Below are 16,379 nucleotides of genomic sequence, written 5' to 3' on the forward strand. Positions count from 1 at the left end.
CGCTTTGAAATATCCAGCTCCACAATAGAAGTGTCGAGGCACGTGGTCGCCCAGTTTGGCGTCGCAAGCAAGCCCGGTCCAAGCTGGCGTTTCTCAAAGAGCTCCGCTACCTTGGCGACAAGACGATGGATGCATGACTAAACACCCATTGCAACCACATCGAACCGAGCCCCGCCGGTCGATCTCCTAACGAAATGCCTTTGATCGAGAGGGTGGAGAGCAGAGCATGTTGCGCTTTCCCAGTATTCAAAGATGGCGGCCGGCGGGAGTGCGATCGGTTCGGTTGACCACCGGACTGGTGCTGTTCACCTATGTAGGGGCGCACCTCCTGAATCACTCGCTAGGGAATATCTCGCTCGCGTGGCTGGAGCGTGGTCTGCTTGTACAGAAGTTTATCTGGCAGGGATGGCTTGGAACAGGCGTGCTGTACAGCGCGCTCGTGACGCATTTCTTCCTGGGTCTGTGGGCTCTGTATGAGCGGCGCTCGGTGCATTGGAATCGGGGTGAGGCGACGCAGCTCGTCCTCGGTCTTTGCATTCCGCCGCTGCTAGCCAACCATCTCGCCAATACTCGGGTCGCATTTGCCGCGTTCGGCCTGAACAAGGGTTACGCGCAGTTGTTGTACTCGTTCTGGATCGCTTCGCCGTTCTTCGGTCGAGCACAGTTGGTGCTGTTGGTGGTCGCCTGGTCGCATGGGTGTTGCGGCGTCTGGTTCTGGTTGCGGTTGAAGCCATGGTTTGGGGCGTGGCGAAGCGTGTTGCTGAGCGTCGCTGTGCTGCTCCCGGTGCTCGCTCTGCTAGGCTTCCTGCAAGGCGGACGGGAAGTGATTGCGCTTGCGCAGGATCCCGTCTGGCGCGCCGCGGCGACTCGGTCGACGGTCGTCGGGACGGGATTGCAAAATCTCTGGCTCGCCGATCTGCGCAACGACTTTTTGCTCTTCGATGGTGGCGCGCTGCTGTTGGTACTTGGGGCGCGGCTGCTGCGCACGGTCCGGGAGCGCCGGCACGGCCGGCTCTGCATCTTGTACCCAGAGGGGCGCAAGGTATTCGCGCCGCTCGGATTTTCGGTGCTGGAAGCGAGCCGGATGGCCGGAGTTCCCCATGCGAGCACGTGCGGTGGCCGTGCCCGCTGCACATTGTGTAGAGTGCGCGTGCTCAGCGATGTGCCGCTGCCCACGCCAGCCGAAGCGGAGCGGCGCGTCCTGGAGCGACTGGGCGTTGACTCGCAGACAGTGCGTCTTGCTTGCCAGCTGCGGCCGATCCATGATCTCTCCGTGTGGCCATTGGTGCCGCCGGCCGCATCCACGGCCTTCCTGCAACCGCGTCAGCGGGACGTCATGCCGCAAGAGCGATTCGCGGCGTTCATGTTCGTGGACATGCGGGGTTCCACACAGCTTGCAGCGGCGCAACTACCGTTCGACAGCATATTCGTAGTCAGTCGCTTCCTGAGCGCTGTCTGTGCCGCGGTGGTAGAGGCAGGCGGTATGCCAAACCAGTTCATGGGCGACGCTGTGCTCGCGATCTTCGGCTTACACGGCGAGCCAGCCATTGCTTGTCGCCAGGCGCTTTGTGCGGTGCCGTTGGTGGCAGCCAACATTGATCAACTCAACGCTGCGCTCGAACAGCAGTTGCAAACGCCCATCCGGTTTGGCATTGGATTGCATTGCGGCCGGGCTGTAATGGGTGAGATTGGCTTTCGCGAGCATGTGACATTCACGGCAATTGGTGACCCACTGAACGTGGCCTCAAGACTTGAGGAACTGACAAAAGAAATCGCTTGCGACGCTATCGTGTCCGAACAGGTGTTCCAGCATGCCGGCGTTTCGGCGGCAGACCTGCCGCAGCTTGAGGCACACCTGAAGGGCCGCCATGACCCGGTTCCCGTCCGCGTGCTGTCCAAGGCGTCCCAGATGCCTCAGGCCTGACGCCACCTAGGAAGCGGGATGCGCTCGCAGGTCCGTGATGAAGCCGTTCAGTTCCATGTTCCCGGCATCGGTAATTGCCCAGTAATTCATTCCTGCAGCACTCCAGTGCGCAAGATGATAGCCCTGCCGCTGATAGATATGAGGCGTGGCGCCCGCGTCGCCGCCCGGCCATACATAAAGATTGATCGGGTGCAGCTTGTACCGATAGACCATCACGGCCACCGGCCGCCCGTCCAGGTAATCCAGCCGCCCACCAACCAGGGGATATCCCTGCTGCGCCAGATCGACCACCGGTGGCGCAAAGTCCAGCTTGCCGTCAAACCACGGTTTCACTGTGTGCCGGTCGGTTGAAATCACATCCGAGAGGTGGTTGAACTGCAACGAGCGGATATGGTTGTCCACAAGTTCCTGACTCAGGCGCGTCTCGCTCGACGGCACCGAGAGGTACAGCCCCGCGCTCCACGTCAGCGCGACCACACTCATCACCATCGCACCAACTGGTGCCCAGCCCAATGACCCACCGCCGCTGCGCCAACCGAACAGCTCAACCAGCCGTTGCCAAAGCGATGGCCGCCCCGGCAACGCCGCCTTGATGCGCTTCACCAGTTCCGCGGGCGCCTCGACGCGCAAATCCGCCCGCCTGAGCTGCGCACTCACCTGGCGGTGCTGCGAGTAGACCTGCTGACACTGCTCGCAGCCTGCCAGATGGCGCTCGCATTCGAGCGCCTCGGACAGGCTCAATTCCTGGTCGAGATAGCCGGGCAGCAATTCGAAGGCCTGTTCGTGATCCATCACGCCTCCTGATCCGTCGGGGCGAGCAGTGCCGCAAGTTGCTGGCGGCCCCGTCCGAGGCGCGACATCACGGTCCCCATCGGGATGCCCACAATGGTGGCGATTTCCTTGTACGACAATTCTTCCGGCTCCCGCAGGACGATCACCTCACGGTATTCCAGACGCAGACTCTGCAACGCCTTGTGTACCCGCCTCCGGCTCTGGCTGCATATGAGCATCGCTTCAGGATTGTCGTCGTGATCAGCGGTACTCGTCTCAAGACTATGCATATCTTCCTCAAACTCCAACGTATCCGGTGCGTGGCCCCGGTTCTGCTGATACCAGGTGTAGAAGGTATTGCGCACAATGCTTAGCAACCAGGCACGGGCATCGTCGCCGCGGAATCCGCCAAAAAAACGGAACGCGCGCAGATACGCTTCCTGCACCACGTCCTGGGCGTCCTGGTCGTTATGCGTCAGCCATCGCGCTACATTGAAGGCGGAATTCATATGAGGTAACACGAGCTTCTCAAAGCGCTGCGCGCTGACTGGATCGGCCATGTGAAATTCCCGCAGTAACCGTAATCCGTGACCGACAGTAATCAAACCGCCAGCACGTCGTTTTTATTCCCCGCCGGTCAAAATCGCTCAGTAGTACTCCGGCGTAGGCCGACATCACCCCGACCAGCCATCCGATATATGTTGCCGATCGCAAGCTGACGCGCACAGTCAGGCCGATTCTTTTATCGAAGATTCGGGAATATCTGATGACGAAGTGGTGTCTACTCATTGCATACCGCACGCTATTATCAGGAGTCTGAAATGAAGAAGCTCGCCATTGCCGCCATGTCGCTGTCCGTTCTCATGTCATCGGGCGCATTTGCCCAGAGCAAGACACGCGCCGAGGTCTATCAGGAACTGATCGAAGCGCAGCAGAACGGCCTGAACTATGTCACCGATACCTCGTACCCGGATGTCAATCCGATCTTCGCGGCACAGGTCGCCCGCATGAAGCAGGAGCATCTTGCGCAACAGCGCGCAGCCATGAAGGACAGCACTACCAATTGAACATGCGTTTTGTCCCGCCTGATCTTCCCTGGCGGATGACGGCACGCCTGCGTCCCGTCCTCTCACCACCGCTCGCATCATGTGCAGCCCAGGCCGATCTTCGCGGGAATCGGCATCCCCGGAAGCAAGGAGCACCACCATGAAATCGGATTCAATGAATCAGTTTGTTGACCGGCCACTACGTGCATTGGTTGTCGCGGGCGCGGTGCTGATGGCAACTTCAGCCAGCGTGTATGCGCAATCTTCGTCTGCCCCTGCCGCACATCAGCTCACTCGCGCGGAAGTGCGACATGAACTCGAAGAGCTGGAGGCGGCCGGGTATAACCCGGCCCAGGGCGACGACGTTGACTACCCCGCCGACATTCAGGCCGCGGAAGCAAAGGTTGCCGCCAAACATCAAGCGGAAAGAAGTGCAGTGATGGGCCTGGGGCAGACCGGGCAGACGAAGCCGACACCTTAAGTCGACGCAGCGTCACAATTCGGAACGTGATAATCCGTGCTGCGCACCTGCATTGATAGTGCGCAGCACGGAGCTCCCCCCTCGCGCCTTCTTCCGGACAGTTACTCAACCTCTGGCGGCATGAGCTCAGGGAGAGAGTGCACCTAATTGACGGTAATCGTCGCTTTCATATACGGGTGAATGCCGCAGAATACCTTGTAGACACCGGGTTTATCGAACTTGAACTGGAAGGTGTCGTTCTGATCGAGCGGGCCGGAGTGGAACAGGCCGGCATCGTTGACAACCGCATGCGGTTCGCCATCGAGATTTTTCCAGGTCACGGTCGAGCCAGCCTTGACCGTGAGCGACATCGGCGAGAACATGAAGTTCTTTATCATGACCGCATTGGCCTCCTGCGCCTGCGCGACGGCGAAATCGGAAGCGATTCCCCACATCAGCATCCCGATGCCGAGGGAGACGACGAAGGCGAGACGAAAGAAAGTGGTTCGCATGATTAGGATCCTTGTGGGTGAGTGGTGTCCGAAATCAGACGAGTGTCGTGTCGGCAAGTGTCGCCTTCAGCGGGTGGCGCGCGATCTTGATGCTGGTCACGCCAAGCATCCTCGGAAGCTGATCGCTCGCCACCGTCAGCGGCATGGGGCCGGGGCCATTGCCGGCCGTCGGTTGGGGATACGCCGTCGAGCGCGCTGTATGGAAGGTGATATTGCCCTCCACCTTCGACACGATCTGATGGATATGCCCGTTCAGGACGGTGACCGAACCAAAGCGCTTCAGATAGCTCATCGCCTGGCCAGAATCGCCGGTGCCCCACCCCCACGGTTCGTAAATCGTCCACATCGGCATGTGCGCAAAGACGACGATCGGCGTGCTGGACGAGCGCCCCTTCAGATCGTTCTCCAGCCAGGCGAGCTGATCGTCGCCCAGGCCTCCCAGGCCGTTCGGCTTGAAATGCATGACGTTGACGAGCCCGATGAAGTGCACGCCATTGTGGTCGAAGCTGTAATAGCCTTTATTGTCCGAGGCTTGACCGAAACGGTTGAAGTATTCCGTCCCTGGCCCGTCTGTCACATCATGTTCGCCGGGCACGGTATGCAGCTCGGTGATATTCAGGCCCGACAACAATTGGGCCGCGAGGTCGAACTCTGCCGGTTTGGAAAGATGGGTAATGTCGCCTGTGTGAATCGTCAGCGCCGGCTTGACCGGCATGGCGTTGACAAAATCAATCGTCTGCTTGAGCGTACCGGCGACATCCGGATTGGCTTCCTTATTGAAACCAATATGCGTGTCGCTGATCTGCAGGAACAGGGGAACGCCCGAAGCAACCGACGAATCCTTCGCTGTGGCGGCGAGGGCCAGTTCCACCGGCGTGAGAACACCGCCGGCCAGAACAAACACGGTGCCAACGCCACCGAAGGCGAGACATTTCAACGCGCCGCGGCGCGACGGATCGGATGGAAGATCTGACGACATAGTGCCCTCACGATTAGGTTCAGGAGGTAGACCGCCAGATTATCCGACGGGCCTCCGGACTGGATTCAATACATAGACTGCCGGGTCATCCGTTTTATTCCAGCTCGCTGCACATTTCGAATGTGGTCGTGGGGTCGGCGCAACCGGTTCGCGCCCTGGTCGGCTGCGGTGGCTGCGGTGGCTGCGGTGGCCGCGTACCAGGATCGCATTGTCACGCACGTAACCGCGACGTGATCAGAATCGGTGACCAATACCGATCCGCCGCCTGATGCTGACGAGCCGACGGCGAACTGATTTTGCTGTCGGCCAAGTGTGTTTTATTGAAGATGCGGGAATATCCAGCGACGAAACAGCGTCTACATAGCTAACCAATTGTGCACCTCGATTAGACATGCTCATGGCCATGCGAGGCCGCGCCTGAAAGTGCAAAGACCTGCAGCCCCCGCTCCAATTGAATACAGGAGATGCGAAAATGAACCAGTTTGATCTTCGCGAAAGCCCGATCCCCGGCGCGTACAGCGCTGGCACAGCCCGCGACCACAAGGCGGCGAACGGCATTCCAGGTTTGCGCAGCCGGCCCGTAGGCAGGAAAGCTTCGTCGCGCATCCGCCGCGCAGTCTGGCTCCCTGCCGCCTTCGCGGGACTGATGGCTGCGGGATGCACGTCCTTGCCCCAGGCCGGCAGCAATGAATGCGTAGGTCCAGTCAGCTACTGCCAGCCGTTCTTCGGCTCCTGAATGGCAACTCTCCCCATGTCTGGTATCAAGGGCGACAAATGTGCATAGCAGATGGCTGGTGATTGCAGACAGAGGCGCATCGCAAAAACGGTGCGCCTCCGATGCCGCTCACTGTTGTTGTCTACTTGCCAGACGCCTTGCGTCGTGGCGTTTTCTACCAGCAGCACGCAAGGCCCGGTTGTCACTTGCTGAGCAACGCGAGACCTGTACCTTTTTGCCTGCGCTCCCCGTCAAGCCGAAGGCGTTGTTCGTAACTATCGATGGGCGAACCTCAAACCGACCCTGCCCGGCCTCGAGAAACCGTGTGCGACCTGTACGCGCAATCCGTCGCATTCATGGCGTGTGCTTCGTCTGCGCCATCTGGCTTCCCCCCGTCAGCGCATCCTGTTGCGCTTGATGTTTGGCCTCCAACGTTTGTTCCGCCGCCTGAATGTCCTCTGGGTAGTAGAGATCATTGGGAACAGGGCGATATCCGACCGACGCCAACTCCTTGAGTTCTTGCCGCACTTCGGCACGGGTGACCTGATGCGTGCCGGGCTCCGCCGACGTTTGCGCGTACACACAGGCTGACGTTGCCATCAGCACCGCACTCACGATGAGCGAACTACGCGCGGATTGACCAACAAGCCGATTAAGCGAATTCGATTTCATGATGCTACTCCTTGGTTTTCGAGCGCGTGATGGCCGCGATCCACTCGACTCCAGCACACAGCGCTCTGCATGGGTAAACCACTGAACCGTCATCCTTATTCCCTACTCTCTGGACCCGCCCTGCGCGGTATCGCTCCATCCGACCTGAAGATATGGCCGGATGACCCGTCAACGAGAGCACGGCTCGTTTACTCACACCGCAGTCGATCTCTTTTCTTAGGTATTTCGATCGTGGAAATTTCCATTTTTTCACAGGCTGCGGGAATATCCGGCGACGAAACAGCGTCTACTCATTGCGTATCGCAAAACGGTCTGAGGTCTGCGATGGAGGAATTTGACATGAAAAGCGTATTCAAGAGAGCGGGCGGGCCGCGAGCACTGATGGCATTGAGAGGACTCCTGCTAGCGGTATCGTGTATCGCCGCGGGCAGCGTCGCGGCGCAAGGTCTCAGCCCATATGACGATATCAACTCGCCTGAAAACAGCACCCGGTTGATGCCACAAGCTGCACGCGGGAGCGAGTATCCCACCCACGGTGATCGGCAGGCGGGAGAGCTGAATCTGAATCCGACGGATCCGCGGGCGCAACTCGCCAATGGTTTGCCGAACAATGCGCAGTCTGGTGGATACGGATCGCCACTAGCCGGCGTGAGGACCAATGTCGTGCCGCCGCCGAAGAACTGAGGGTCAAGACGAGCCGGGTTGGTGCATGATGTACTGCAGATAGCTGACTGCATTGAATCGGAAGTCTGATCGCCATCGAATCCAGGCATGTCACGTGGCTGATTCGAATGCGCGCTGGCGGGCCATCAACGGCACCCTGACTGGATCCAGTGTTGGTCGTGCCGCCTGATCATAGGCGTGCGAGAACGGCCGGGACGGGTAGCTAGTCGGGGGCGTGGCTGGACCCGGCATTGAGGAGGTTTCCGATGGCGACGACGAACAGGAAGCTGCCGGTCGCGCAGAAGACGATCGCACTCGCACTGCAAGGCGGCGGAATGCACGGAGCGTTCACCTGGGGCGTGCTTGACCGCCTGCTGGAGGACGGCCGGCTTTCAATTGAAGGCGTCAGCGCCACCAGTGCAGGTGCGATGAATGCCGCCGTCCTGGCCCACGGTCTACTAACGGGTGATTCCGAAAACGCGCGCCAGGCGCTGCACGACTTCTGGCGCGCCGTTGCACAATCGGCGGAGAGCTACGACCCCTTCGGCAAGATACCGTGGTTAAAAGGAGCTCACACGCTCGGACTGGACCACTCGTCCATGTACCTCATGGCGGACATCGTTCTTCGCATCCTGTCACCGTACCAGTTCAATCCCCACAACATGAATCCGCTGCGCGACATACTGAACCAACACGTCGATTTCGCCGCGCTGCGCAGACATTGCCCGATACACCTATATCTATGCGCAACTAACGTTGAGACCGGCAAAATACGAATCTTTTCCGGCGAGGAACTGTGCATAGAGGCTGTGCTTGCTTCGGCCTGTCTCCCGACACTGTTTCAGGCAGTAGAAATCGACGGAGAACACTACTGGGACGGAGGCTATGTCGGTAACCCGGCAATTTTCCCTCTGATCTATAACTGCGGAACACACGATGTAGTGATTGTCCACATCAATCCGATAGTGCGCCCCGGCGTACCAACCACGCCGGCCGACATCCTCAACCGCATGAACGAAGTGAGCTTCAATTCGTCACTGATGCGAGAGATGCGCGCAATCGCTTTCGTAACCAAGTTGATCCAGCAACGAAGAATTGAGCCCGGCGGGATGAAGGAAATGTTGATCCACTCGATTCGGTCCGACCAGACAATGGCCGCACTCGGTGTGTCGAGCAAGTACAACGCCGACTGGAACTTCCTCTGCTCTTTGCGTGACCAGGGACGGACCGAGGCCGGGGCATGGCTCGAAGAGAACTACCACCACATCGGCCAGCGATCGAGCGTCGATATCAGCAGGGAATTCCTTTAAGGCTACGTTGAACAAGCCGCGCAACGGACTTGAGCGCCGAAGATTGCAGAAAGAATCACTGAACTCCTGATGCAAACACAACGCCAGGCAAGATCGCCGCTATTTGACCGTGAAGGTGTATTCGGCTTCCGTGCGATGCCCGTCGGCAGCGACCGCAACCCATGTGACCGTATACACACCGGGCGTTAGCGGGTTCAGCAGCACCGCCATGTGTTTAGGGTTCGACGAATCGACCATCGACTTACCAAGCGTGACGGACCTCCGCTGTGCATCCGTCACCGTGATCGCGCTAAATGCCGCTTCGAGTCCGTCATCGAAATCGATCGACACCTCCCTGGGCGAAACAGACATGCTAGCCCCAGGCGGCGGCACCTGACGTTTTGGATAGGCATGGGCGTTCGCCAGTTGCGCGATCGCGAGACTCAACGCGGCGACGGCGCCGCGTGCAGTGGAGCCGTTCAGGAAGGAGTTTTTCATAGACGTATCGTCAATCTTGATCAAGGCATGGATCGGGTATGGATAGCGCGACAGTTACGTCACGCGCCGACGTGTGGCGATCAGAACCGCGTACGGATCCCCAACCGGCCCACCGCCTGATGCTGATTAGTCGACGGCGATACGCCGTTCACGTTTGCGACGGCGGGCGCTCCCGTCGAATCCCGGCCGTTGACCGTCTGATAGACGACCGCTGCATAAACGTCGGTGCGCGGCGACAACGTGTAATTCGCACCGATGGCGAACTGGTTGTAGTTCACGCCGCCGACCTTGCCCGTCACCTCGCTACCACGCGTGTAGTTATAAGAAATACCCGCGAGGAAAGCGGGCGTCACGTGATACTGGAAGCTAGCTTCGGCATCGTTGAACACCGCCGTGCTACGCGCAAGCGCCGCGATATCACCGAACCGGATGTTCGAATAGGTTGCGCCGAACACAGCAGCTCCGAGCGCATAGGAACCGCCCCAGCCGATAACCTGATACGACTGCGCCGTAGCGTAGCCGCTAAACACCGGCGTGCCCGTCAGTCCATTGGATGTTGCCGTATCGGCCGGGTTGCTGCCGAACAGCGAAGCCGCCGGGTTCTTCACGTTCAGGTAAGCCACGCCCATGGCCAGCGGCCCCTGCTTGTAGCCCACCCCGAGCGAATAGACCTGGTCCGTCGTAAACGACCCCGCCACGCCTCCCAGGCTGTATATGCCGCCGAACGTCAACCCTGAGTAATCGATGCTCCTGAACTTGATCGCGTTGTTGGTTCGACGGCTGTTATTGAAGTTATCCAGATCGCCTGGGTGAGCCGAGTGCGCTGTACCAACATTCGAATCCCCGAATTCGAAATTTCCCAGATAGTCCACCACGCTGTCGTACTGACGGCCGAGCGTGAGCGTACCGAACCGGCTGCTGCTCAAGCCGACGAAAGCCTGGCGGCCGAACTCCGCACCGCCCTGCCCGAGCTTGCCGGTATTGAGGTCGAAACCATTCTCAAGCGTAAATATCGCGGCAAGGCCACCGCCCAGATCCTCGGTGCCTCGCAGACCCCATCGTGTGCCGTTCAGTCCGTTGATGGCATCGAGCGCGTATTTGGTACCGCCGCCGGTCTTGCCAGCCACCGGTACATTGCTGACGGCCTCGAATCCTTCATCGATCAGGCCGTACAACGTCACGCTGCTTTGCGCATGGACGACACCTGCCAGCGGGCACAAAGTTGCTAACGCCAGAAGTTGCTTCTTCATTGAGTGATCCCCAGATTACCTGCAATTAACCCGCAAGAAATTGGCGCATCCGCACCATGGATGTCCGTGTTCCAACCATGCGCGACCTGCTCGACGTCACCCGACGTTCTGGTCCTTCGCGCGTGGCTCCATCCGGCTTGACGACGAGGCCGGATGAAGGCGTTTACCAGGGCCGTCGCACGTTTATTCCCATCTAGCTCGAAATTATTTGGCGTGTTGCAGGGTGCCCGCGTTCTTTTTCACAAACCCGGGAATATCCGTCGACCAACTGTGGTTAACTCAAATGCACATCTCGCAATATTCACCAGATACTAAGGAATCTGAAATGAATAGATCAATCTTGTTAGTTCGAGCCAACGCTGAGTCACTGTCATTCATCTGATTCTCGGCCCGCCCTCTCTATCCTGCGAACCAGCACCTTGAAACACCAGGAGTATCGCCATGAAATCAGTCTCACAAATTCGGTTATTCGACCAGTCGTTGCGCAACCTGGTGGTCGCAGGCGCGATTCTGATGTCGACTTCGGCTGGCGTGTTTGCGCAAACCATGCCTGAGCCGCCGACACATCGAGTCACGCGCGCAGAGGTCATGCAAGAACTCTACGAACTGGAGGCGGCAGGGTACAACCCGTCCCAGGGCGACGACGGTTCATATCCCGCAGATCTTCAGGCTGCGCAAGAAAAGGTTGCCGCCAAACATCGAGCGGAACGAAACGCGGTGATGAGCGCAGGCCAGAATGGGCAGGCGAAGCCGGCGCCTTGAGGTGCAGACGGTCGCCGGTATTCCGTGTACATCGTTGATGTCGCGTACGCGACGTGATGCACGGTAGTCAGGTGTTGCCGCGGGCGATGGTTGTGCAACGTAAAACGCAGCGTTCGGGGCGAGGGCACCACCTCGCCGCGCCGCCCCGCACGACAACGAGCTTTCTGTCGTTCATATTGGTCCGCACATCACGGCGGACCACGTCATTGCGATGGAACCAGATGACATTACGCGGCGTCACGGAAACGCCGGAATCGTCGGGTCCGTTCCCTGGATGTCGGCCTCGGCGTGACGCAGCTTGATCACCTCCTCGATTTCTTCGACGCGATCTTTTGCGACGTCGACCATCATCAGCAGTTCGCCTTTTTCTATAGCCTGTTCAAAGCGCTTGAGCCGCGTATTCGGTACATCGACACCAATCATCGTCGCCGTCCATGCACCAAAGCCGGCGCCACAGAGCGTGATCGCCACGACCGCGCCGCCCGCAATCGTCAGGCCGGCCGGCGGGAACGCCAGTGCGACAAGTCCGGCCAGCGTCCCCGTGAGGCCGCCCATCGCCGCCCCTCTCGCGAGGGCGGGCAGCAGATCGCTGCGTTGCGCCAGGGTTGCTTCCGGCAAATCCTCGAGCCGCACATTGTGATTGGCGATCACGTGGATATGTCGCCACTCGACCCGCGATAACAGAAGTTCGTTGATGATCATCTGTGCACTATGCACATTCGGTAATAGCAAATAGATACGTCTCATGTCCTTCTCCCGAACGGTGGCTCACCAGTCCCGAAGCATCGGGAGGGTGTCTTGTCCATACCGCAACTCGGGTGAGGTTATTCCCGAAGGACTGGCCTGTTGGCAACCGACCGGGAATAGATCGCGCGTACTTGCGCCCAGCATTCCGAGGTGGCAAGCGTATTCTGCGAGCGTGTTGCACGGAACGCTGTACGTACTGCTGTTCCTGGTGCCGCTTGCCGGCTACGTGCGCCGACTGGCGGGCGCACATCCAGTAAGTTTTTTTGGTTTGGTGGATATGCCGGTCTTCATCGGTCGGGACGAACCTTTGCGTTTGCCGACTGACACGCTGCACCGCGGGTTGGTGCCGACGCTTGCGCTCTTGATGATTGCGCATATCGCCGCCGCGTTGAAACACAAGTTCATCGACCGCGACGGCGTTGCTGGACGCATGGGAATTTGATCTACAGAAACTTCGCGGGAGGCGCCCCTCCCGGCATCCTTCGAGATTTTCGTCAACGTAGGCTTGCTGGGCGACGCGGTCGCCAATGCATCATTTTTTTCATGCACCCCTGGTAACTTTGGGAATAAACGGCGCCCGCTCCCTGTATACCGTAGTGTGAGCACGCCTGATAAAGACTGCGGCGTTCCATCCCCTCACATTGAAGCGAACAGAGAAAAGGGGAACGCGGTGTCCAACGTTCTGGATCACTGGGTTCCGGTCGGTTGCGATGCATGTGGTCCGACGGAACCCGGTTGAGTTTTCCGCGCGCTTCACGATGCAGAACCAGCAACTTCCTGTCATTTATATTGGAGTCCAAAGTGAATACGCGAACCATTATATTCTCCCTGATCTTTGCCGCCGCAGCGGGCGTTGCGATCAACGCGCAGGCTCAAGAAAAGACCCGGGCGCAGGTACGGCAGGAGTTGATTGAAGCGGAACGAAACGGTCTGAATTTCGTGAGTGATACGTCGTACCCAGACGTTGCGCCGATCTTTGAACAGCAAGTCGCGCGGCTCAAGCAGCAAAACAGCGACAGTGGGATGGGTGTTGCAACGACAGGCACAAGCGATGCCGGCCGCATCAAACGGGGGACGCCTCCTTCAGATCCGTCAGCCTGCGTTGGACCTGTCAGCTTCTGCGCTATTTATTCCGGCTCTTGAGCCACACGTCAACGTACTTCACTAGTTCCCCGGCAAACCGGGGTCTTTGTTGGAAGGAGTCACAATCATGAAAAAGCTCACCCTGCTGGCACTGACGCTCAGTGCGGTCGTCATCTCCACATCGACTTTTGCGCAGTCAGCATCCGTCCCGCTCACCAGAGCGCAGGTACGCGCCGACCTCATCAGGCTCGAACAGGCCGGATACAATCCGTCGGCCAGCGATGACGCGACCTATCCTGCCGATATCCAGGCTGCGGAGGCGAAAGTAGCCGGCCAGGACGCTGAACAGCAAGCCGCCACAGCCCAGCAGCAAAAAAGCGACAGCGGCATGGGCGCCGAAATGAAAGGCACGAGCGATTCCGGCCACAAAAAACAAGATATGCATCCCTCGAATCCGTCGACCTGCGTCGGCCCTGTCAGCTTCTGCGATATTTTCTTCGGCTCTTGAGCCACAAGCCACCGTGCTACGCCAGAAGTGGTTTCATAAACGCCCCGTGCTAACTTCTCGTGTGCCGTGTTAGTTTGCCTGGCACGGCACGACGAGAAAAACTTGCAGAAGTGCAAGGGTACGAAGCTCATGGTTTTTTCAGATGCTCATGGTCTTTCACTCTTACTTCTTGAACGCCATCAGTCGATCCCAAACCAAGCCGCGACTACAAACCGAGATCCGCTTTCATTGTGCTCATGTGATCGACTACGCGTCGCGCATAGCCCCTGGCGCCGCCGCTATAGCGATATAACGCGTTCTCGAGATTTCCATCCGCCGCTCTTATGTAGTTCTGAAGAATTTCTGACCCGATTTGGACATTCGTGCGCGCGTCAGTCAAATCGGACGTGCGAAGGACGCGGTCTCTGTGCTTAGATGGAAGCACTTGCATGAGTCCCTTGGCGCCAACCACACTTATCGCGAATCGGTCGAAACTAGATTCGACCGCGATCACTGCTAGTAACAAGAACGGCGAGATTGTGTAGCGCCTGGCTGCGTTCAGCACCGCGTGACCGATTTCCAATGCCTCGGGCAACCCAATATGAAAGCGGGCGCTCACAACAGTTGCGATTTCCTCTGCTGTGGGCGTGCCCTCTTGGGGCGCGTCGAAAGTGTGAGTGGGCGTTTGCAAAACCTGCGAATCAGCGCCATAACACAGTCCTGCTAGCGACCCGAAGACCACAATTGCCGCGAAGACAATACCGCGGAAGCGGTGCGCAATAGCGCGTGGCCAATCAATTAAATCTTCGCTCAGGTCCGCAAACATGGTCTATGTTCCTGAAAATTCCCACCGCGCACCGAGAGCATTCCCCAGGTAGGCACGGGGCTGCATTGACGGACACTTTCGTCGCTGACACACTCAAATGACGGCCGTCCAGGCGTTTGGCCCGCACAGGCATCATTCAATAGAATTTCGTCACCGGACGCGGTGTAGCTGGCGGAAAAACATTCCACGTACCGTCGATGTGCCGGAAGAACAAGAAGGAAACCTGTCGCTCCTGTCGCGACACCTCGACGCGCACGAAGCGCGTGCCGCCGATTGCCATTCGACTGAAGTCGCTCACTCGGGCAGGTGCGGCCGGCGTTGGCCTAAGCCATTTCTCCACCACAGAACGAAGCGATTGCTGCGCGAATCTCACACGCTCCGGTGCGGAATTCAATGTCATTGGGCTCATTTGGCTTGCCTCCATACCGACAGATAGTCCCCTTCCCCCTGGTACGCGAAATTTGCCGGGAACACTACGCCGAGCTCACGTACAGCAGGCCAAGGTTCGAAGATCGGACTTTCGCCAACAATCGACCCTGGTCTTTTTCGATTCATCGAATTTCGATGATGATCATTATGTTTTCCGCTTGTACAGTTTAGACTAGTGCAAAACTTACCCTACGTAAAGTATTGTGGGATTGGGACTATCCCTATGTGGCGGCGCCCTGCGAACACGAGAATCATCAGAGCTTTATCGTGAGCTGTGGGGACCGCACGGCCACGGCGAGCCAATCAAGCGGCAAAAAATGGGGACCTGAACAGGGGCGTTTAACCGCGACTGCGGCATGCAAGTAACGCCTTGATTCCTGGCACAGCATGCACACTTCGTCTCTGCTCCCTACCCGCCCTGAGCCCACCACGCCGGTTGCCGCAATAACGTGCGAATTATCCAGGCTATGCTCGTCACTAAGCTGGGCGTAGAAGTCGCGGATCAGGTCGGCGTGCCTTGCGGAATATTGAAGTGCCGAAGTCAGTGCGCGACGCCGAAAAATGCTTCCGCACCTTCGGCCGGCGTGAGTCCCACTCTGAAATAACCCTCAAGCCGTTCAGCCATCCCGTCGTTCAGGGTGAACGGCGGGTGGAGGAAACCGACCGAAACGGCATGGTCGTACCATGCCAACATCCATGCACGCAGACCTGCTTCGTCCGGCGAAAATTCATTCGACAGATCTTCAGCCATGCGCTGCCTCCTTCGCCATTGCCTCGCCGTTCTGCGGCAACACGGCGGCGCTCATCGAAGGACGAGCGTCTCCGGGCGGAAACACATGCCAGATCCCATCGCTGTGACGAAAGAAAAACAGCGCGAGCGAACCACCCGGCCGTTGCACTTCGAGGCACACACGACGAGTCCGGCCAGATCGTGAGCGGTGTATCGACAGCACGCGGACCGACTGGCGGCATTCAGTACCAAGCAGCTTTCCAACCAGCCCACGCAACGATTTTTCAGCCACGATGTCCGCACTCCATGATGCAAGTGAAGTCATCGTAAGGTGCCTGAAGCGGAGGTTCCGTCGGGAGCGCCGGATAGTTCATTAAGGAAAGGCTGATTCGCATGTCAGGATTCCCCTAATCCAACCGCTGCGCTGATCAATTCAGCTTCCGTTATTCGGCGGCGAGGCGGCATCCGATCGCATAGTGGGTCAGTTCAGACTACCGTTGAGCCGAATCAACAGGGAAAACACAAGCAGCGCATAA

The 16,379-nt window shown here is 58.5% G+C and carries 22 protein-coding genes; 10 read left to right on the plus strand and 12 right to left on the minus strand.

Translation table 11 applies throughout. The features are described from left to right. The first annotated feature begins 226 nt into the window (after positions 1 to 226). Positions 227 to 1,924, plus strand: coding sequence for an adenylate/guanylate cyclase domain-containing protein (locus M0D64_RS05985; protein WP_266242970.1), 1,698 nt, complete (start codon positions 227 to 229; stop codon positions 1,922 to 1,924). 6 nt (positions 1,925 to 1,930) lie between these two features. Here the strand turns inward: M0D64_RS05985 and M0D64_RS05990 are convergent, their stop codons facing one another. After that, positions 1,931 to 2,716, minus strand: a complete 786-nt coding sequence (locus M0D64_RS05990; RefSeq protein ID WP_266242968.1) for an anti-sigma factor — start codon at positions 2,714 to 2,716, stop codon at positions 1,931 to 1,933. Beyond that, the gene (locus tag M0D64_RS05995) at positions 2,716 to 3,255 is read right to left on the minus strand and encodes a sigma-70 family RNA polymerase sigma factor (RefSeq protein ID WP_266256970.1); all 540 of its coding nucleotides are present in this window, start codon (positions 3,253 to 3,255) and stop codon (positions 2,716 to 2,718) included. The genes M0D64_RS05990 and M0D64_RS05995 overlap by 1 nt, the downstream gene beginning before the upstream one ends. Before the next feature lie 261 nt (positions 3,256 to 3,516). On the opposite strand from M0D64_RS05995, the gene M0D64_RS06000 reads away from it, so the two are divergent. Then, on the plus strand, positions 3,517 to 3,762 hold the full coding sequence (locus tag M0D64_RS06000) for a DUF4148 domain-containing protein (RefSeq protein ID WP_171925962.1): 246 nt from the start codon (positions 3,517 to 3,519) through the stop codon (positions 3,760 to 3,762). Positions 3,763 to 3,901: 139 nt separating this feature from the next. Continuing rightward, the gene (locus M0D64_RS06005) at positions 3,902 to 4,222 is read left to right on the plus strand and encodes a DUF4148 domain-containing protein (protein WP_266256971.1); all 321 of its coding nucleotides are present in this window, start codon (positions 3,902 to 3,904) and stop codon (positions 4,220 to 4,222) included. Positions 4,223 to 4,365: 143 nt separating this feature from the next. Here the strand turns inward: M0D64_RS06005 and M0D64_RS06010 are convergent, their stop codons facing one another. Beyond that, positions 4,366 to 4,662, minus strand: coding sequence for a cupredoxin family copper-binding protein (locus tag M0D64_RS06010; RefSeq protein ID WP_233464776.1), 297 nt, complete (start codon positions 4,660 to 4,662; stop codon positions 4,366 to 4,368). Between the two features lie 85 nt (positions 4,663 to 4,747). Beyond that, positions 4,748 to 5,692 carry a metallophosphoesterase gene (locus M0D64_RS06015; protein WP_266256972.1) on the minus strand — a complete coding sequence of 315 codons (945 nt, stop codon included), beginning with the start codon at positions 5,690 to 5,692 and terminating at the stop codon, positions 4,748 to 4,750. Between the two features lie 472 nt (positions 5,693 to 6,164). Here M0D64_RS06015 and M0D64_RS06020 point away from each other — a divergent pair, with 472 nt between their 5' ends. Further along, positions 6,165 to 6,428 carry a hypothetical protein gene (locus tag M0D64_RS06020; protein ID WP_266256973.1) on the plus strand — a complete coding sequence of 88 codons (264 nt, stop codon included), beginning with the start codon at positions 6,165 to 6,167 and terminating at the stop codon, positions 6,426 to 6,428. Between the two features lie 333 nt (positions 6,429 to 6,761). Here M0D64_RS06020 and M0D64_RS06025 read toward each other — a convergent pair whose 3' ends face one another. After that, positions 6,762 to 7,079, minus strand: a complete 318-nt coding sequence (locus M0D64_RS06025) for a DUF4148 domain-containing protein (RefSeq protein WP_266256974.1) — start codon at positions 7,077 to 7,079, stop codon at positions 6,762 to 6,764. Positions 7,080 to 7,460: 381 nt separating this feature from the next. Here M0D64_RS06025 and M0D64_RS06030 point away from each other — a divergent pair, with 381 nt between their 5' ends. Next, the gene (locus M0D64_RS06030) at positions 7,461 to 7,763 is read left to right on the plus strand and encodes a hypothetical protein (protein WP_233464777.1); all 303 of its coding nucleotides are present in this window, start codon (positions 7,461 to 7,463) and stop codon (positions 7,761 to 7,763) included. A 245-nt stretch (positions 7,764 to 8,008) separates the two neighbouring features. Continuing rightward, on the plus strand, positions 8,009 to 9,052 hold the full coding sequence (locus M0D64_RS06035) for a patatin-like phospholipase family protein (protein WP_266256975.1): 1,044 nt from the start codon (positions 8,009 to 8,011) through the stop codon (positions 9,050 to 9,052). 99 nt (positions 9,053 to 9,151) lie between these two features. Here M0D64_RS06035 and M0D64_RS06040 read toward each other — a convergent pair whose 3' ends face one another. Both M0D64_RS06040 and M0D64_RS06045 read right to left on the minus strand, forming a co-directional pair. Further along, complete coding sequence (locus tag M0D64_RS06040; protein WP_266256976.1) at positions 9,152 to 9,529, minus strand: copper resistance protein CopC; 378 nt, start codon at positions 9,527 to 9,529, stop codon at positions 9,152 to 9,154. A gap of 80 nt (positions 9,530 to 9,609) precedes the next feature. Beyond that, positions 9,610 to 10,779 (minus strand): porin, encoded by a 1,170-nt coding sequence (locus M0D64_RS06045; RefSeq protein WP_154559164.1) that lies wholly within the window; start codon positions 10,777 to 10,779, stop codon positions 9,610 to 9,612. Positions 10,780 to 11,220: 441 nt separating this feature from the next. Between M0D64_RS06045 and M0D64_RS06050 the strand changes: the two genes are divergently transcribed. Next, on the plus strand, positions 11,221 to 11,541 hold the full coding sequence (locus M0D64_RS06050) for a DUF4148 domain-containing protein (protein WP_266242951.1): 321 nt from the start codon (positions 11,221 to 11,223) through the stop codon (positions 11,539 to 11,541). 237 nt (positions 11,542 to 11,778) lie between these two features. Here the strand turns inward: M0D64_RS06050 and M0D64_RS06055 are convergent, their stop codons facing one another. After that, complete coding sequence (locus tag M0D64_RS06055; RefSeq protein WP_266256977.1) at positions 11,779 to 12,288, minus strand: DUF1269 domain-containing protein; 510 nt, start codon at positions 12,286 to 12,288, stop codon at positions 11,779 to 11,781. Here M0D64_RS06055 and M0D64_RS06060 point away from each other — a divergent pair. From M0D64_RS06060 to M0D64_RS06070, 3 genes are all read left to right on the plus strand, one after another. Then, the gene (locus M0D64_RS06060; RefSeq protein ID WP_266256978.1) at positions 12,287 to 12,730 is read left to right on the plus strand and encodes a cytochrome b; all 444 of its coding nucleotides are present in this window, start codon (positions 12,287 to 12,289) and stop codon (positions 12,728 to 12,730) included. The two genes, M0D64_RS06055 and M0D64_RS06060, sit on opposite strands and share 2 nt — an antisense overlap. Before the next feature lie 359 nt (positions 12,731 to 13,089). Beyond that, positions 13,090 to 13,431: a DUF4148 domain-containing protein gene (locus M0D64_RS06065; protein WP_266256979.1), complete on the plus strand. Its 342-nt coding sequence runs from the start codon at positions 13,090 to 13,092 to the stop codon at positions 13,429 to 13,431. 67 nt (positions 13,432 to 13,498) lie between these two features. Next, complete coding sequence (locus M0D64_RS06070) at positions 13,499 to 13,879, plus strand: DUF4148 domain-containing protein (RefSeq protein ID WP_266256980.1); 381 nt, start codon at positions 13,499 to 13,501, stop codon at positions 13,877 to 13,879. Positions 13,880 to 14,084: 205 nt separating this feature from the next. Here M0D64_RS06070 and M0D64_RS06075 read toward each other — a convergent pair whose 3' ends face one another. The 4 genes from M0D64_RS06075 to M0D64_RS06090 all read right to left on the minus strand — a co-directional run bounded on the left by M0D64_RS06075 (position 14,085) and on the right by M0D64_RS06090 (position 16,168). Further along, the gene (locus M0D64_RS06075) at positions 14,085 to 14,684 is read right to left on the minus strand and encodes a transglycosylase SLT domain-containing protein (RefSeq protein WP_266256981.1); all 600 of its coding nucleotides are present in this window, start codon (positions 14,682 to 14,684) and stop codon (positions 14,085 to 14,087) included. Positions 14,685 to 14,820: 136 nt separating this feature from the next. Beyond that, positions 14,821 to 15,057, minus strand: coding sequence for a hypothetical protein (locus M0D64_RS06080; protein WP_266257009.1), 237 nt, complete (start codon positions 15,055 to 15,057; stop codon positions 14,821 to 14,823). 597 nt (positions 15,058 to 15,654) lie between these two features. Next, on the minus strand, positions 15,655 to 15,864 hold the full coding sequence (locus M0D64_RS06085) for a hypothetical protein (RefSeq protein ID WP_154559172.1): 210 nt from the start codon (positions 15,862 to 15,864) through the stop codon (positions 15,655 to 15,657). Beyond that, on the minus strand, positions 15,857 to 16,168 hold the full coding sequence (locus M0D64_RS06090; protein ID WP_154559173.1) for a hypothetical protein: 312 nt from the start codon (positions 16,166 to 16,168) through the stop codon (positions 15,857 to 15,859). Before M0D64_RS06090 ends, M0D64_RS06085 begins: the two co-directional genes overlap by 8 nt. Positions 16,169 to 16,379: the final 211 nt, after the last annotated feature.

This window comes from Paraburkholderia sp. WS6 (genome assembly GCF_030464835.1).
Classification (GTDB): domain Bacteria; phylum Pseudomonadota; class Gammaproteobacteria; order Burkholderiales; family Burkholderiaceae; genus Paraburkholderia; species Paraburkholderia madseniana.

Coding starts and splice junctions, on each gene's coding strand:
- M0D64_RS06005 (WP_266256971.1), top strand. CDS start 3,902: ATGAAATCGGATTCAATGAATCAGTTTGTTGACCGGCCACTACGTGCA.
- M0D64_RS06040 (WP_266256976.1), bottom strand. CDS start 9,529: ATGAAAAACTCCTTCCTGAACGGCTCCACTGCACGCGGCGCCGTCGCC.
- M0D64_RS06075 (WP_266256981.1), bottom strand. CDS start 14,684: ATGTTTGCGGACCTGAGCGAAGATTTAATTGATTGGCCACGCGCTATT.
- M0D64_RS06055 (WP_266256977.1), bottom strand. CDS start 12,288: ATGAGACGTATCTATTTGCTATTACCGAATGTGCATAGTGCACAGATG.
- M0D64_RS06030 (WP_233464777.1), top strand. CDS start 7,461: ATGGCATTGAGAGGACTCCTGCTAGCGGTATCGTGTATCGCCGCGGGC.
- M0D64_RS05995 (WP_266256970.1), bottom strand. CDS start 3,255: ATGGCCGATCCAGTCAGCGCGCAGCGCTTTGAGAAGCTCGTGTTACCT.
- M0D64_RS06070 (WP_266256980.1), top strand. CDS start 13,499: ATGAAAAAGCTCACCCTGCTGGCACTGACGCTCAGTGCGGTCGTCATC.
- M0D64_RS05990 (WP_266242968.1), bottom strand. CDS start 2,716: ATGGATCACGAACAGGCCTTCGAATTGCTGCCCGGCTATCTCGACCAG.
- M0D64_RS06085 (WP_154559172.1), bottom strand. CDS start 15,864: ATGGCTGAAGATCTGTCGAATGAATTTTCGCCGGACGAAGCAGGTCTG.
- M0D64_RS06045 (WP_154559164.1), bottom strand. CDS start 10,779: ATGAAGAAGCAACTTCTGGCGTTAGCAACTTTGTGCCCGCTGGCAGGT.
- M0D64_RS06035 (WP_266256975.1), top strand. CDS start 8,009: ATGGCGACGACGAACAGGAAGCTGCCGGTCGCGCAGAAGACGATCGCA.
- M0D64_RS06000 (WP_171925962.1), top strand. CDS start 3,517: ATGAAGAAGCTCGCCATTGCCGCCATGTCGCTGTCCGTTCTCATGTCA.
- M0D64_RS06090 (WP_154559173.1), bottom strand. CDS start 16,168: ATGACTTCACTTGCATCATGGAGTGCGGACATCGTGGCTGAAAAATCG.
- M0D64_RS06015 (WP_266256972.1), bottom strand. CDS start 5,692: ATGTCGTCAGATCTTCCATCCGATCCGTCGCGCCGCGGCGCGTTGAAA.
- M0D64_RS06025 (WP_266256974.1), bottom strand. CDS start 7,079: ATGAAATCGAATTCGCTTAATCGGCTTGTTGGTCAATCCGCGCGTAGT.
- M0D64_RS05985 (WP_266242970.1), top strand. CDS start 227: ATGTTGCGCTTTCCCAGTATTCAAAGATGGCGGCCGGCGGGAGTGCGA.
- M0D64_RS06020 (WP_266256973.1), top strand. CDS start 6,165: ATGAACCAGTTTGATCTTCGCGAAAGCCCGATCCCCGGCGCGTACAGC.
- M0D64_RS06060 (WP_266256978.1), top strand. CDS start 12,287: ATGTCCTTCTCCCGAACGGTGGCTCACCAGTCCCGAAGCATCGGGAGG.
- M0D64_RS06050 (WP_266242951.1), top strand. CDS start 11,221: ATGAAATCAGTCTCACAAATTCGGTTATTCGACCAGTCGTTGCGCAAC.
- M0D64_RS06010 (WP_233464776.1), bottom strand. CDS start 4,662: ATGCTGATGTGGGGAATCGCTTCCGATTTCGCCGTCGCGCAGGCGCAG.